The organism is Bradyrhizobium sp. CIR48, from assembly GCF_014198315.1.
Classification (GTDB): Bacteria; Pseudomonadota; Alphaproteobacteria; order Rhizobiales; family Xanthobacteraceae; genus Bradyrhizobium.
Genome location: NZ_JACIHG010000016.1, coordinates 126,517 through 140,877 on the forward strand (window position 1 = coordinate 126,517; position 14,361 = coordinate 140,877).

At 65.3% G+C, this 14,361-nt stretch carries 16 protein-coding genes; 6 read left to right on the forward strand and 10 right to left on the reverse strand.

Features of this window, described 5'->3' with window-relative positions:
* Positions 1–15: 15 nt before the first annotated feature.
* The 3 genes from GGD66_RS36700 to GGD66_RS36710 all read right to left on the reverse strand — a co-directional run bounded on the left by GGD66_RS36700 (position 16) and on the right by GGD66_RS36710 (position 2,460).
* Complete coding sequence (locus GGD66_RS36700; protein WP_183261553.1) at positions 16–324, reverse strand: hypothetical protein; 309 nt, start codon at positions 322–324, stop codon at positions 16–18.
* Between the two features lie 107 nt (positions 325–431).
* Positions 432–1,082 (reverse strand): response regulator transcription factor, encoded by a 651-nt coding sequence (locus tag GGD66_RS36705; RefSeq protein ID WP_018316557.1) that lies wholly within the window; start codon positions 1,080–1,082, stop codon positions 432–434.
* A gap of 7 nt (positions 1,083–1,089) precedes the next feature.
* The gene (locus GGD66_RS36710; protein ID WP_183261554.1) at positions 1,090–2,460 is read right to left on the reverse strand and encodes a sensor histidine kinase; all 1,371 of its coding nucleotides are present in this window, start codon (positions 2,458–2,460) and stop codon (positions 1,090–1,092) included.
* A gap of 199 nt (positions 2,461–2,659) precedes the next feature.
* On the opposite strand from GGD66_RS36710, the gene GGD66_RS36715 reads away from it, so the two are divergent.
* The 5 genes from GGD66_RS36715 to GGD66_RS36735 all read left to right on the forward strand — a co-directional run bounded on the left by GGD66_RS36715 (position 2,660) and on the right by GGD66_RS36735 (position 7,056).
* The gene (locus tag GGD66_RS36715; RefSeq protein ID WP_183261556.1) at positions 2,660–3,457 is read left to right on the forward strand and encodes a MotA/TolQ/ExbB proton channel family protein; all 798 of its coding nucleotides are present in this window, start codon (positions 2,660–2,662) and stop codon (positions 3,455–3,457) included.
* Entirely contained in the window at positions 3,454–4,140 is a 687-nt protein-coding gene (locus tag GGD66_RS36720) for a hypothetical protein (protein WP_018316554.1), read from the forward strand. The genes GGD66_RS36715 and GGD66_RS36720 overlap by 4 nt, the downstream gene beginning before the upstream one ends.
* Positions 4,133–4,738, forward strand: coding sequence for a hypothetical protein (locus GGD66_RS36725; protein ID WP_183261558.1), 606 nt, complete (start codon positions 4,133–4,135; stop codon positions 4,736–4,738). Before GGD66_RS36720 ends, GGD66_RS36725 begins: the two co-directional genes overlap by 8 nt.
* Before the next feature lie 131 nt (positions 4,739–4,869).
* Complete coding sequence (locus tag GGD66_RS36730; protein WP_018316552.1) at positions 4,870–5,610, forward strand: metallophosphoesterase; 741 nt, start codon at positions 4,870–4,872, stop codon at positions 5,608–5,610.
* Positions 5,611–5,616: 6 nt separating this feature from the next.
* Positions 5,617–7,056 carry a serine/threonine-protein kinase gene (locus tag GGD66_RS36735; RefSeq protein ID WP_183261560.1) on the forward strand — a complete coding sequence of 480 codons (1,440 nt, stop codon included), beginning with the start codon at positions 5,617–5,619 and terminating at the stop codon, positions 7,054–7,056.
* Positions 7,057–7,080: 24 nt separating this feature from the next.
* Here the strand turns inward: GGD66_RS36735 and GGD66_RS36740 are convergent, their stop codons facing one another.
* From GGD66_RS36740 to rpe, 4 genes are all read right to left on the reverse strand, one after another.
* On the reverse strand, positions 7,081–7,272 hold the full coding sequence (locus GGD66_RS36740) for a hypothetical protein (RefSeq protein ID WP_018316550.1): 192 nt from the start codon (positions 7,270–7,272) through the stop codon (positions 7,081–7,083).
* Positions 7,273–7,483: 211 nt separating this feature from the next.
* Entirely contained in the window at positions 7,484–7,624 is a 141-nt protein-coding gene (locus tag GGD66_RS36745) for a hypothetical protein (RefSeq protein ID WP_177237224.1), read from the reverse strand.
* 90 nt (positions 7,625–7,714) lie between these two features.
* Positions 7,715–8,302: a hypothetical protein gene (locus tag GGD66_RS36750; protein ID WP_183261562.1), complete on the reverse strand. Its 588-nt coding sequence runs from the start codon at positions 8,300–8,302 to the stop codon at positions 7,715–7,717.
* A 47-nt stretch (positions 8,303–8,349) separates the two neighbouring features.
* Positions 8,350–9,051, reverse strand: coding sequence for a ribulose-phosphate 3-epimerase (gene rpe, locus GGD66_RS36755; RefSeq protein WP_183261564.1), 702 nt, complete (start codon positions 9,049–9,051; stop codon positions 8,350–8,352).
* 251 nt (positions 9,052–9,302) lie between these two features.
* On the opposite strand from rpe, the gene GGD66_RS36760 reads away from it, so the two are divergent.
* Positions 9,303–10,094: an EF-hand domain-containing protein gene (locus GGD66_RS36760; RefSeq protein ID WP_183230002.1), complete on the forward strand. Its 792-nt coding sequence runs from the start codon at positions 9,303–9,305 to the stop codon at positions 10,092–10,094.
* A gap of 12 nt (positions 10,095–10,106) precedes the next feature.
* Here the strand turns inward: GGD66_RS36760 and GGD66_RS36765 are convergent, their stop codons facing one another.
* The 3 genes from GGD66_RS36765 to GGD66_RS36775 are packed head-to-tail and all read right to left on the reverse strand — an operon-like array spanning position 10,107 to position 14,231.
* Positions 10,107–10,319: a KTSC domain-containing protein gene (locus GGD66_RS36765; protein ID WP_183230000.1), complete on the reverse strand. Its 213-nt coding sequence runs from the start codon at positions 10,317–10,319 to the stop codon at positions 10,107–10,109.
* A 50-nt stretch (positions 10,320–10,369) separates the two neighbouring features.
* Positions 10,370–11,365: a P1 family peptidase gene (locus GGD66_RS36770; protein WP_183261566.1), complete on the reverse strand. Its 996-nt coding sequence runs from the start codon at positions 11,363–11,365 to the stop codon at positions 10,370–10,372.
* Positions 11,366–11,423: 58 nt separating this feature from the next.
* Positions 11,424–14,231, reverse strand: a complete 2,808-nt coding sequence (locus GGD66_RS36775) for a PAS domain S-box protein (protein ID WP_092259119.1) — start codon at positions 14,229–14,231, stop codon at positions 11,424–11,426.
* Positions 14,232–14,361 lie beyond the last annotated feature (130 nt).

The window sequence follows — 14,361 nt, forward strand, 5'->3', positions numbered from 1 at the left end:
ACCCGGAGGCCTACCTCACGCTCTTGCCTTGTGAAGAAGCGCACTCTCCCGAACGAGGGGCGCGGCCGTTGCGTGCCTGCGCGGCTGAAACGCACCGCCGTTGGTCGCCGGTACGACTGGCGGGCTCTCCGGATATGCATTGACCGCGATTTCGACGGCATCCTTTGACCGCTTTCGAAGGCGGTAGAATGTCAGCTCCTGCTCGAGCATGGGGCAGCGGAAGTGGACGACGGCCGTATCGGGCAGGCGGCAAAGTTCATCGATGAGCTCGCCTACGGTGATGATCGGGGGATGGTCGACTGCCTTGTGATGAGCCTTACTCATGGCGATTCCTCCACTCTACTCCTAACCGGAGCCGGATGGCCTCCGTTCCATCGGGCCCGGCAGATTCGAAATCTTCAAGTGACGTGGGGAAAGCGGCAGCCCCGCTGCTAGATCTTCGTCAGCCCGCAGGTCGCGGCGAGCCGCACCAGCTGCGCGTCGGTGCGCGCGCCGGTCTTGGTCTTGATCAAATAGTGGTAGTTCTGCACTGTCTTCACACTGAGATTGAGATGCGTCGCGATCTGCTCGGTGGTGGCGCCGCCGGCAAATTGACGCAGGATCTCGATCTCGCGTTCGCCCAGCTGATCCAGCGCTGAGCCCGCCGACAGGCTGTCCTCGGCGAGGATGTGCGCGATATCGTCGCTCATGGCCCGCTCGCCGCGCGCGACGGCGCGGATCGCGGTGACGACGGCGGACGGCTCGCTGCTCTTGGTGACGAAGCCGCTGGCTCCCGCGCTGAAGGCGGCTTTTACCAGCACGGCCTCGTTGTGCATGGTGAAGACGAGGATCCGCGCCCGCGGACTGCGCGCGCGGATGTTGCGGATCGCCTCCAGCCCGCTCGCGCCGGGCATCGAGATGTCGAGCAAGACGACATCGGGATCATGCGCCTTGAATGCGCCGTAGGCGTCCGCGGCGTTGTCGGCCTCCGCCACGACATGCAGGTCGCCCTGGCTTTCCAGCACGCGCCGATAGCCTTGGCGGACGATCGGGTGGTCGTCTACGAGCAGCACGGAGATGCCTGTTGCTGCAACCTCGCTCATTCCGCCCTCACGCGGCGAGTGGGATGGTGGCGGCGACACTGAGGCCGCCGCGGGCGGGCAGGATCGAGAGCGATCCGCCGGCCGCCGTGACGCGCTCGCGGATGCCGGTCAGGCCGAAGCCGGCCGATTGCGAGACGCGCTCCGCATCACCGCCGCCGTCGTCCTCGACGCGGATCAGCAGCGCGTCGTCCTCGCCGGCCCGGCGTTCGATGCGCAAAGAGATCTCGCGCGCCGCACCGTGACGCAGCGCGTTGGTCAGGCATTCCTGTGCCACGCGATAGGCCGTGGTGGCGGCCGGACCGCTGATGTCAGTGAGGTCACCCCTGAGATCGAGCTGGATCGTCGGCCGCGCCGCGCTCTGCGAGCGCCAGCTGTCGACGAGGTTGACGAGGCTTGCCTCCAGCCCGAGCTCCTCGGGCAGGGGATTGCGCAGACGCTTCAGCGCATCGCGGAGCGATGCCATCAGATGATGGGTCGCCTGCGAGATCATGCGCGCATCCTGCGCGATGCCATTATCCCGGTTGTCTTTCGTGCTCGCCGTTTCGATCGTGTTGGCGAAGGCGAGAATGGCGGACAGATTCTGTCCGAACTCGTCGTGCAGCTCGCGGGCGAGGGCGCGGCGCTCGTCGTCGCGGATCTCGATCAGGCGCCGCGTCAGCGCGGCGCGCTGCTCGGTAGCTTCCTCCAGCCGGCCGCCGAGCTCGTCGACGGCGCCGCCGATCATCGCCAGCTCCATGGAGCGGAAGCGCGGCAGTTTGGTGCGATACTGCCCGCGCGCCATGCGCTGCAGGGCGGTCACGATCGTGCGCGCCGGTGCCAGCGCATGCGCGATCGCCAGCGAAGCCAGCAGCGCGATCGCCGCCGCCATCAATAGCGCGACGTCGATCACGTTGAGGATGTATTCCCAGGCGAGCGAGACGGCGGCCGCGGCATCCGGCGTCGCGACCACGGTGCCGGCCGTCGCGGCGCGGGGACTGACGGGCCGGACCACCTCGGCGTGGCTGCCGAGGAAGGTCGGCACGATCGCGGCGAACCAGCGCGGCGGGGTCTTGCCCAGCCCTTCGCTCTGGCCGCAGAGCGGCTTCTCGAATGCCGCGGCTGGCTGGAACTCGACGCAGACTCCGGGCGAGATCAGCTTCATGGTCTCCAGGGTGCGCCAGTCCGGAACGGGCAGGAGATGCTCGCGCGCTCTGCTGCTGCGCAACAAAAGCTCGCGCCAATACAGCGCCTGAAGCGCCTGCGCGACCCGCTGCGCCGAGGCCGCAGTGGACCGGTCGACGCTGCGATAGGCGTCGAATGTGGCCCATATGGTTGCCGCGCCAAGGCACAGGGCCACGATAAGCAGCAGACGGGCGACAAGCTGAAGCACGAGGCGCATGCGATCATCCCCGACGTTTGATAAGCTCAGCCTAACAACGCCGCCGCGCCTTGCCAATTGCGGGGTGTGGCGGGACTGCTGCTCGGGCAAATTTCCCAAGCCGGATTGGGCATGGGTCTTTGGACCTGATACGGCGGCTTTGATCTAATCGACCGGAAATCTTTGCAGGCCAATCGTTGCGGGCCGGGAGCAGTGCAGCATGAGTTCGATCACGATTGGACCGATCGCGGGAACCGGGACCGACCCATCCGAGCGTAGCGCGCTCCTGTTCTGGATGATCTTCACGGGGCTCTCGATCTTCGCCGTCGTGCTGCTATGGCGGTTCGGCCTGATCCATTTGATGCTGACCTCGGACCGGACCTACATTTCGAGCGTCATCGCGGTGCTCTATGTTCTGACCTGCGGCCACTGCTTCCTGCGCACGCGAGCGATCGCGCGTGAAGGCGCAGCGGCGCGGCGCTGCCGCGAGGCGCTCGCCGCGCCTGATGGCGGCAAGGTGCTCGATGCGAGCGCGGCGGCGCTACCGCGCGGCCTGGTGCGCGACCACATCCAGAGCCTGCTGACGAAAGCGGCCGCGCAGGGCTACCGCCCGGTCGACCAGACGCTGCTGCTGCGGACGCTCGCGGATCGGCTGCGCGGCTCCAATGGGTTCGGCGCCTTCGTCTCGGATACGCTGATGAAGCTCGGCCTGCTCGGCACCATCGTCGGCTTCATCATCATGCTGGCGCCGATCGCGGGGCTGGATGCCGCCGACAAGGTCGCGATGCGCTCCTCGATGGGGCTGATGAGCGACGGCATGGCGGTCGCGATGTACACGACGCTCGCCGGCCTCGTCGGCTCGATCCTGGTCCGTATCCAGTACTACATGCTGGATGCCGCGACCCAGCGGGTGTTCTCGGATGCGGTGGTGCTGACCGAGACCTATGTGACGCCGGTGCTGGAGCGCAAGGGGTCTGAAAAGGGGTCTGGGATCAAGGGTGCCGGGATCCCGTCATGATGGATGATTTCGGTCTCTATCCGCGCGAGGAGCCGTTCGATCCGCTGGGCGTGATGCTGTTCAAGGCGCTCCAGGTGATCGCGTTCCTGTTCTTTCTTGCGCTGCTCGCGGTCTCCCCGGATGCCAAGGAGGGCAAGATCGACTCCAAGGCGGAGTTCATGATCACGCTGGACTGGCCGGACAGCCACCCCGACGATCTCGACCTGTTCGTGCAGGATCCCGCCGGCAATATCGCCTGGTACCGCCATCGTGAGGCCGGCTTCCTGACGCTCGATCGCGACGACCGCGGCGGGGCCAACGACTTCATCATCGTCGCTGGCAAGAAGATCGCCTCGCCCATCCGCGAGGAGATCGTCACCGTGCGCGGCATCCTCGCCGGCGAATACACCGTCAACGTCTCGCATTTCGTGGCGACGACAGGTGAGCCCGTTACGGCCAATGTGAAGGTGCAGAAGCTCAATCCGACCGCGCAGGTGGTCTTCGACAACAAGTTCACGCTCGATCACACCGGCGACGAAAAGACCGCGGTGCGGTTCCGGATCGACGCCGAAGGCAAGGTCGTCAATGTGGACCAGCGGCCGAAATCGCTGCTGGAGACGTTCCGCAGCAGCTGGCGCAACGGGGCCGATCTCGACCCGAGGACCGGGGTGAGCAGTAACGCCAAGAGGATACGCCGTGACTAATCTGCAAACGGTCATCCTCACGCTGTCGGTTGCCTATGCCGTGATCGGTGCGCTGCTGCTGATCGTGCTGGTCTATGGGCGGCTGCACTGGTCGTTCAAGGCGGTCGCGGTGGTGGTCACCAGCGCGTTCTACATCGTCAGCTTCAGCGAGATGCGCGGCCTGCTCGGTTGGGCCAGCACCGACCGGCTGCCGACGACGTTCAAGCTGCTGAAGTCCCGCATCGTCGAGCCGCATTCGCTTCAGGGTGACCCCGGCTCGATCTATCTGTGGGTCGAGCAGCTGGACGAGGACAATCGCCCGAGCGGCATTCCGCGCGCCTTCCGCGTGCCCTACGACGACAGGCTCGCCGACAAGACCCATGCCGCGGAGAACGAGATCGCTCTGGGACATCCGCAAGGCGGCCGCGCCGCCGATTTCGGCGGCGGCGATGGCAGCCTCATCGATAAGGTCCGCGAATATGTGACGCCGAAGACCATTTTGGAGACCACCGGCGGCGATTCCTCGACCGGCGAATTCCTTGCCCCGCCGGCAGGCGCGCAAGGCGCCGTGTTCACGCCGATACCGCCGCCCCGGATGCCGCCAAAGGACGAGCAATAGGCCCTTCGTCATCGCCGCAGGATCATCACCACAAGGCTGCGCTGGTAAACGGCGCGGCGCTGGCGCATGGTTTTGACCTCCCTCAATTTGGCCTTACCGGCCTTCAATAAGAATTGGAGGGTGGAGGGTGCGTGCTCCTAGCGGTCTTTTCGGATATCCATGGCAATAGACAGGCCTTCGAGGCCTGCCTGAAGGCCGCCCGCGCGAGGGGCGCGGAGCGGTTCGTCCTGCTTGGCGATTTCGTCGGCTATGGCGCCGATCCGGAATGGGTGGTGGATACCGCGATGGAGCTCGTTGCCCAGGGTGCGATCGCCGTCCGCGGCAATCACGACCAGGCGGTCAATTCCTCGACGGAGACCATGAACGCCGAGGCGCAAATCGCAATCGAATGGACCCGCGGCCGGCTTGATACCGCGCAGCGGCGGTTCCTGACCGAACTGCCGATGCTGGTGGAGGATAGCGATCGTCTCTTCGTGCATTCGGAAGCCTCCAGCCCCCAGCGCTGGCACTATGTCCGCTCGACGGTGGACGCCGCCAAGAGCCTGATTGCAACGCCCGCTCATGTTACGTTTTGCGGCCACATCCATCGTCCCGCGCTCTATTCGATGTCGGTGACGGCCAAGATGACGAGCTTCGTGCCGAAGACCGACGTTCCGGTGCAGCTTCTGCGCGGCCGGCAATGGCTCGCCGTGCTCGGCTCGGTCGGCCAGCCCCGCGACGGCGATCCGTCGGCAGCCTTCGTCTTGTTCGACACCGAGACGTGCCAGATCACCTACTGCCGCGCGCCCTATGACATCGGGACCGCGGCGGACAGGATTCGCGACAACGGCCTGCCGCACTGGCTCGCCGATCGGCTCTCGCAGGGGCGCTAGAGGCCGATGCCGAAGCCCCTGGTCAAATCCGGTGCGTTGATCGATGGTTACACCATCGGTGAATGCGTTCATGCCGGCGGCATGGCGACGTTGTGGACGGTCACCCATCCCGGCATCGATGTACCCTTGCTGATGAAGATCCCGCGGGTGTCGGAGGGCGAGGATCCTGCCGCGATCGTCTCCTTCGAGATGGAGATGATGATCCTGCCGCGGCTGGCGGGTCCGCACGTCCCGGCCTGTTTCGGCACCGGCGATTTCGCGCACCAGGCCTATGTCGTGATCGAGCGCATCGGCGGCACCACGCTCTACAAGCGGCTGCCTGACCTGCCGTTGCCCTACGACGAAGCGCGGCAGCTCGTCGCCAAGATCGCGACCGCGCTTGCCGATCTCCACCGACAGAACGTGATCCATCACGACATCAAGCCGAGCAGCATCATGTTCCGCGAGACCGGCGAGGCGGTGCTGATCGACTACGGCCTGTCGCATCACAACCACCTGCCGGATCTCCTGCAGGAGGAATTCCGCCTGCCTTACGGCACCGCGCCCTACATGGCGCCCGAGCGGCTGTCAGGGGTGCGCGACGATCCGCGCAGTGATCTGTTTTCGCTTGGCGTGCTGCTCTATTTCTTCACGACTGGCGAGCGGCCGTTCGGCGAGGGCGAGACGATGGGCGCGATGCGGCGCCGGCTGTGGCGCGATCCGTATCCGCCGCGAAGCTTGCGCACCGACTACCCGCTCTGGCTTCAGGAAATAGTGTTGCGGTGTCTCGAGATCGAGCCGGTATGGCGCTATCCGACGGCATCCCAACTCGCCTTCGATCTCGTCCATCCGGACCAGGTCAAGCTCACCGCGCGCTCGGAGCGGGTGAAACGCGACCCAATCGGCGTCGCATGGCGTCGCCGCTTCAACCAGGGCGTCATGGCGCCGCGCGCGAAATCGGATGTCGCCGCCCAGATCGCATCGAGCCCCATCCTCGCCGTCGCGCTCGACACCGTGGAAGGCGCACCGGAGCTGAACGAGGCGCTGCGCGTGACCACCGAGCGCATCCTTGCCACCTTGCCGTCAGCACGGCTTGCCTGCGTCAACGTGCTCAAGCTGAACCGGATCGCGATCGACCGTACCCTGGACGAGCAGGGGTCCAACAAGCATATCGACCGCCTGGTCGCGCTCTGGCATTGGGCGACGCCGCTCAAGCTGGATGAGAGCCGGCTGTCGGCTCATGTGCTGGAGGCGGTCGATCCCGCCGCCGCAATCCTGGAGTTCGCCGAGGTCAACCAGGTCGACCACGTCATCATCGGCGCGCGGCAGAGCTCGTTCAGGCGCACGCTGCTCGGCAGCGTCTCGGCCAAGGTGGCTTCGGAAGCGGCCTGCACCGTCACCGTGGTGCGGCCGCCGCGGATGGCTGGGGACGCCGGCGAGCCCAATGCCGGCGAAGTGCCGGGATAGGCCGCCTGTCGACTTGAGGCTGGATTAGGCCGCGTGGACGGAGTGAACGGTGCGCTTGCGGCGGATCGGCCAACAGAATTGCGGGCCGGGCTCGCCGTGATCCGGACTGCCGCCGAAATATTGGATGATCTCGCGGCAGGGCTCGCAATTGAACAGGTTACGCGACGCGGATGCCTTGGTCATTTCCTTGAGGCAGTTCGGGCAGTGCGGTTTCATGGGAGGTGGTCCGGAAAAGAGTGTCTCAGTGTCGGCGCCGCGAAGGAAACGAATGATCGAGGTCCGAACAGTCGAAACCCGGCATCGTCGTCTAGCCCGCCATCGGCTCGCTCGAGGCGGCCGAAGAAATAATCGAGGCTCGGATGCGGGCGCCGTGGAATCCGGCACCTGCGTTTAGGCTGACGCTTCACGAGAGCGATCTGCATGGACGTCAGCCCCTGTCGCGGGCGCGACGGATGTTGCGGGCCGAACGGGCCGGAGCCTCGACCGGGCCGGCCGACGGACCGAGCACGACAAACGCACTGAAACCAATCCACAACGCCACGCCAGTCCAAACCAGGGTCGTCGTCATGATCTGCTCCCGCGAAAACAGGCAGGAATCACTTGCAGTGATTTGCACGAATCAGTGAAGTCCGGATGAGTACGGACGAAGGCTACAATTTTAAACTTTACCCATAGAAGCCGCAATTCTTTCCAGGTGCGACCGGCTTACTTTGCCGGTGCGCGCATGATCGAGGATATCCCGGATGCGCCGTGCGTCTCGAACGCAGCGAAACCCATAGCGCCCGGTGTAGTCGGTATCGGGCGAACGGGTCGAGCGCCCTGACGCAAAGTTGAGATGGCCGACGCCGCCGCCGATGTCGAGGATTTCGAACACTGCATCCATGGCGTCGAACGAAGTAGCCGTCACGCTGCGTCTGCTCCAGGCCGTGCGCACGATCAGCGCGCGGTGGTCGGTGATCACATAAAGCGTCTGCAGGTCTTGCAGCAGCATCACGAACGGAGCTGCAACAATCCCAACTCCAAGCATCGCGAGAGGTTGGGTCGCTTGGTCGATCCAATCGTTCCTGACGGCGATGACGGTCAGCAACAACCAGGGAAATCCGATACACCAGAGAAATCGCCACATTGCCGCGCGGGCGATGCCGTCGGGCTGCCCCTGCCAGACCACTTGCTCTCCATCCTGAAGGGACTCGGCGAGAAGACGAAGCAGGCCGGCAGAAAACAGAGTGGCGCGGAGTTCATCCATCCCCGTTGGTCGCAGCGGCAGCAGCTCCGGTTCGGACAGCGATGGTCTCAGATCGCCTCGCCGCGTGCCCCCAGTGCTGCGTTGCGGATCGCGGCGATGTTGGCTTTGTACGAGTCCAGCGTGCCGCCCTTGAACACGGATGTGCCGGCGACGAAGGCGTTGGCGCCGGCCGCGGCGAGCGCGCCCGCAACTTCGGGGCCGACGCCGCCATCAACCTCGATGTCGATCGGGCGTCCGGCCGTCATCGCGCGGATGTCGCGGATTTTGCCGATCGCGGAAGGGATGAAGGCCTGGCCGCCGAAGCCGGGATTGACCGACATCACCAGCACGAGGTCGACGAGGTCGAGGACATATTCGAGCGTGCTGATCGGTGTGCCGGGATTGAGCGAGACGCCGGCCTTCTTGCCGAGCGCGCGGATCGCCTGGAGCGAGCGGTGCAAATGCGGACCGGCCTCCGCATGCACCGTGATGTGGTCGCAGCCGGCTTTCGCAAAGGCCTCGAGATAGGGGTCGCAGGGCGAGATCATCAGGTGTGCGTCGAACACCTTCTTCGTGTGCGGGCGCATCGCCTTGATGACGTCGGGGCCGTACGAGATGTTGGGGACGAAGTGACCGTCCATCACGTCGAGATGGATCCAGTCCGCGCCGGCGGCGTCGACGCTGTGCACCTCCTCGCCGAGCCTGGAGAAGTCCGAGGCCAGGATCGAGGGCGCGATTGCCAGGGGGCGGGGGGCGAAGGCTTGGGTCATGGCGGTTTCCCGTGGCGGCCGAAAGAAGATTGGGCCTCGCTAACATGGGCCTCCGTGGTCGGCAATGCAGGGCAGGCGTGCTTCCTGTGGGCGGAAATTTCTGCCGCGACCGGCATGATTTGCCGGTGTTCCCGGGCCGTCGAAGGTGCGTGGCGGCGGATTTCATTGAACTTTTTGCGCTGGCATGACGCTTGCTGACGTTACCCGACAGAACATTGGCCGCGGCATGCCGCGTCGGTTGGAGTTGTGCAATGCTGTTAGCCCTTGGCGCCGTGTCCAGCGCGCTCGACGCGATCCAGTCGCTGACGAATTCGAAGTCGTCCTCGTCGACGCAGAAGGCCGGGTCGGCGCAGAAGGCCGGATCTTCGCAGGGCGCAACCAACCCGTTCGCGATCGACAGCAGCGCGGGCAGCATGACGACCTCATTGGTCGGCTCAGGCAGTCCGCCACAGATCGCGCCGGAGACGATGAACGCGCTGCTCGCCGCGCAGAGCCAGTCGACCGACGGCGCGAGCAGTTCGGCGAGCTCGACCTCGTCGAGTTCGTCGTCCTCGATGTCGAAGGGCCGGGAGGCTGCGCTCAAGGATCTGTTCTCTCAGATCGATGCGGACGGCGACGGCAGCATTACCAAGTCCGAGTTCGAGGACGCGCTGGGCGCCGGCGGCACCAACCTCGCGCAGGCCGACGATGTCTTCTCGAAGCTGGATGCGAACGCCGACGGCAACGTCAGCCTTGACGAGATGTCGAAGGCGCTGAAGAGCGGCCACGGGCACCATCACGCGCAAGGCGCCGGCGGCGCGGGCGATGGCTCGGATTCCTCGTCGAAGCCCAGCGGCGGATCGACCTCGACCACGACGACCGCTGCCGACGGCTCGACCACGACGACCGTCACGTATGCCGACGGCTTCAAGATGTCGACGACGGTGCCAGGCGCCTCCAGCCCCCGCAATTCGGCTTACGATCTGTTCGCGCAGTTGATGCAGCAGCAAGGCGGGCAAGGCTCTTCGGCGGCTGCCGGTTCGTCGATGTCGATGAGCGTGTGAGCGGCATCCGAGTCAGCCGGCATATTCGTGCGTGATGTCACGATAGGCGTACCGGTCGCGGATCTCGTGGTTGAAGAACGCCCCCTTTAAGCGCGTTTCCCTGAACGCCGCGGCGACCTCGGGCGGAACGTCCTCGTAGACATAGAGGCGTCCGCTAACGAAAGTCACCTTCAGCTCGCGCGTATTCGGCGCATAGCGGAAGAAGCGGATCACGGACGACGGCATGGCGGTACACCTTGGCCCGCCAGGACAACGCCGTATCCGCCGTTTCGTTGCTAGCCGAACCGGCCCATCCAGGCCGGCTGCGCTCCCGGGAACGGTAGCGCGGCTGCGCTATAGACGCCGCGGGCGATTGCGCGCGCGACCACGTTGGCCGCGACGGTGCCGAGCTCGGTGAGGCCGACCAGCGGATCGATCGGCTTCTCACCGGTGGCGGCCGCAAACAGCACGTCGCCATCCGTCGGTGCATGCACCGGGTAGATCGCGCGGGCAAAGCCGGTGTGTGCGATCATCGCGAGCCGCTTGGCCTGGGGCTTGGTCAGCACCGCGTCGGTGACGACCGCGCCAATGGTAGTGTTCTCGCGCGCGTTCGCGGCAGGGCCGCCCTTGATGCGCATGCGGAGCATGTCGTCTGTGAATTTGTCCGGCAGGCCGCGTCCGCCGAACTCGCCGTTCACCTCGAACGGCGCCGCCCAGAACCAAGGTCCGTTGCCGACGGTGACGCTTCCTACCGCGTTGACGGCGACGATCGCGGCGACCTTGACGCCATCGGGCGTCACCGCCGAGGCCGAGCCGAGCCCGCCCTTGAGCGTTGCGGTGGTGGCACCGAGGCCGGCGCCGACGCTGCCGATCGCGAAGTCGGTGCCGGCGGCGGCCGCCGCGGCGTAGCCGAGGTCACGATAGGGCGAGAACCGTCCCCAGGCCTTGTCGCCCCCATTGAGCAGATCGAACAGGATCGCGCCCGGCACGATCGGGATCAGTGCTTCCCGAACCCGGTGGCCGCGGCCCTGCTCGGCGAGCCACGCCTGCACCCCGCCGCCGGTATCGAGACCAAACGCGGAACCGCCGGACAGTGCGATCGCGTCGACGCGCTCGACGGTGTTGGCGAGATCGAGCAGTGCGTCCTCGCGCGTGCCGGGTCCGCCGCCGCGGACGTCGATCGCCGCGACCGCCGGCTGGTCGAAGATGATCGCGGTCGTGCCAGAGGCCACTTTCGTATCTTCGGCATGGCCAACGCGGAGGCCGGCAATATCGGTGAGCAGATTTTTCAAGGCGGCCTCATCGTTGAGTGCAGTTCGCGATCTGCGATAGCGCAGAGAGGACGCAGGCTCAACTGGCGAGTGCCGTCCGGAGCATCTTGGCGAGCTCGGACTTGCGGTAGGGCTTTGCCAGCAGCAGCACGCCGGAATCGAGCCGGCCATGGTGGACGATGGCGTTCTCGGTGTAGCCCGAGGTGAACAATGTCTTCAGGTCCGGACGGCGGCGGGCGGCTTCATCGGCAAGCTGGCGACCGTTCATGTTGCCCGGCATGATGATGTCGGTGAAGAGCAGGTCGATGGTCTTATCGTTGTCGATGATGGTCAGAGCCTCCGCGCCGTTGGCGGCCTCGAGCGCGGTGTAGCCGAGGCTCTTGACCTGGGTCACCACATATTGCCGCACCAGCGCATCGTCCTCGACGATCAGGATCTTCTCGTCGCCGCCGGTGATGGGCGCGTTCTGGAGCACTTCGATCTCGGTCTCCTGCACGCCGCTCGAGCGCGGCAGGTAGATCTTGACGCTCGTGCCGTGGCCTTCCTCGCTGTAGATCTTGACGTGGCCGCCGGACTGCTTGACGAAGCCGAACACCATGCTGAGCCCGAGCCCGGTGCCCTTGCCAACCTCCTTGGTGGTGAAGAAGGGGTCGAACACCCGGTCGATCAACTCCGGCGGAATTCCGGAGCCGGTGTCGCTGACCGCGATCATCACGTAACTGCCGGCGACCATGTCGGCATTCATGCTGGCATAGCCGTCGTCGAGGAAGACGTTGCGGGTCTCCAGCACCAGGGTGCCGCCATCGGGCATCGCGTCACGCGCGTTCAGCGCGAGGTTGAGGATCGCCGTGGAAAGCTGGCCGGGGTCGACCAGAGCCGGCCATGCATCCTCGGTGAGCTGCGGCATGATGGTGATCTGCTCGCCCAAGGTGGGGTGCAACAGCTTGGCGGCTTCCAGCGCCAGCGCATTGACGTCGATCTCGCGGGGCTGGAGCGGCTGCTTGCGGGCGAAGGCTAGCAGATGCTTGGTCAGCTGCGCGCCGCGCTCGGCGGCGTCATCGATCAGCTTGGTGATCGCAGCCAGCTCGGGCCGGTCGGCGACCGCGTCCGACAAGATGCCGATCGTGCCGGTGATCACGGTCAGCACGTTGTTGAAGTCGTGAGCGACGCCGCCGGTCAACTGACCGATGGAATCCATTTTCTGGACCTGCCGGAACTGGGCTTCGGCGGCCTGCTTCTCCGTGAGATCCCGGCCGATGAAGAAGTGACGCTTCACCGGCTCGGACCAGGTGCCCATCCAGTTCAGCGTGACCTCGTGACCGTCGTAGTGATAGTAGCGCGCCTCAAAGCTGCGCTTGACCGCGCCGCGCCGCGCCGCACGCATCTCCTCCCGGGTTCTATCGAGGTCGTCGGGGTGAATGAACTCGGTGGCGCTGTGCCCGATCAGATCTTCCGGGCTGAAGCCGAGGATGTCCTTCACGCTGGGGCTGACCTGGATGAAATTGCCGAAACCGTCGGTGACCAGGATCAGGTCCTGCGAGGTCTCGAAGATGCGCTGGCGCTCCTCGATCTCGCGGCGAAGCTTTTCCCTGGATTGCTTCTCCTCGGTGATGTCGTGAGCGATCTTGGAGGCGCCGATGATCTCGCCGCTCTCCGCCCGAAGTGGCGAGACGTTGAGGACGACGTCGAGCGCGCGACCATCCTTCCTGAGACGGACGGTCTCGTGCTGGGCAATCGACTCGTTGCTGCTGATGCGATTGAGAATGCTCCTGACTTCCGGCTTGCGGTCCTCAGGCACGATGATGTCGATCGGCTTGCCGACGGCCTCTGCGGCGGAATAGCCGAACAGGTGCTCGGCCGCACGGTTCCAGCCGGTGATGGCGCCGTTGAGCGACTGGGTGATGATGGCGTCGTTGGAGGATTCGACGACGGCGCCATACAGCGCGAGGCGCTTGCCATAGAAGTCGCGATCCGACGCCGATTGCTCGCGCAGCCTGCCGACAAGACCCACCGTCCGGGCCTGAAGGCGAACATTCTCGATCAGCAACACCGCCAGCACGAAGCTCGACGCGCAGAGGCCATAGAGACGGCCGGCGTAGAAACCGAGATCGAAGCGCACGACGTTGACGATCGCAGACAGCGCGATGTCGAACAGCCATGCGCACATCACGACCATGAGCCATATGTCGATCACCGAATGCGGGCGCCGGAACCACAGCGAAACGAGCGCGGCGAAGCTCAGCGACCAAACAAAAGACACGACCCCGATCATGGTCGGTGTGTATCGGCTGTCGCGGAGCAGGACCGGCAACAGATCGTGCTGGGCGGTGACGATCCAGGTGAAGGCAGCCATGGCCACGATGACGCCGAGCACGATGGCGTAGATCACGTTGCTTGTCGTGCCCCGGATCGTGGGGCCGCCGTCCTTTTCCTTCAGCCAGGCATAGCCCAGCACGAACAGCGGGAAGGCGCCGTGCCAGACCATGTAGAGCCAGACCGTGGTCTGACTGCCGGCGCCAAACAGCCCGGTCGGCGCGAACAGGCCGGGGAAGGTGAGGGCATGGACCAGCGCTGCCGCGGCGGTGAACAGGTAGCCGGTCGACAGCCACAACAGGGCGCGGGTCCGCAGCACCGAAAACTGCGACAGCAGCAGCACTGCCGTGATGATGTCGCTCACCGCCAGGGCGGATTGGTAGCTCGCCACGAAGGCGGGGACCGGCGGCAGCTGGATACCTGCGAACGGAACGGCCAGGGCGAACAGGATCGAGGAGACGCCGACGATCCACATTGCCGCGGTCCGGTCGGCCGGTGCGGCCGGCAGCGTTGAAAGAAATGTGCTTCGGTCGATCGCAGGCACGTTCATCTCATGCAGACCCGTTTTGAGCATCTCCGCAGTTCCAAGATACGGCAGTCTTGATCTCCACGGTCCCCACGGTAGCCCGTTCCGGGCGCGTGTCGTGAACTGTTGCAGTGACGACTCAACCGAAGGTTACAGTTTACTTAATTTTGGTGGGAGC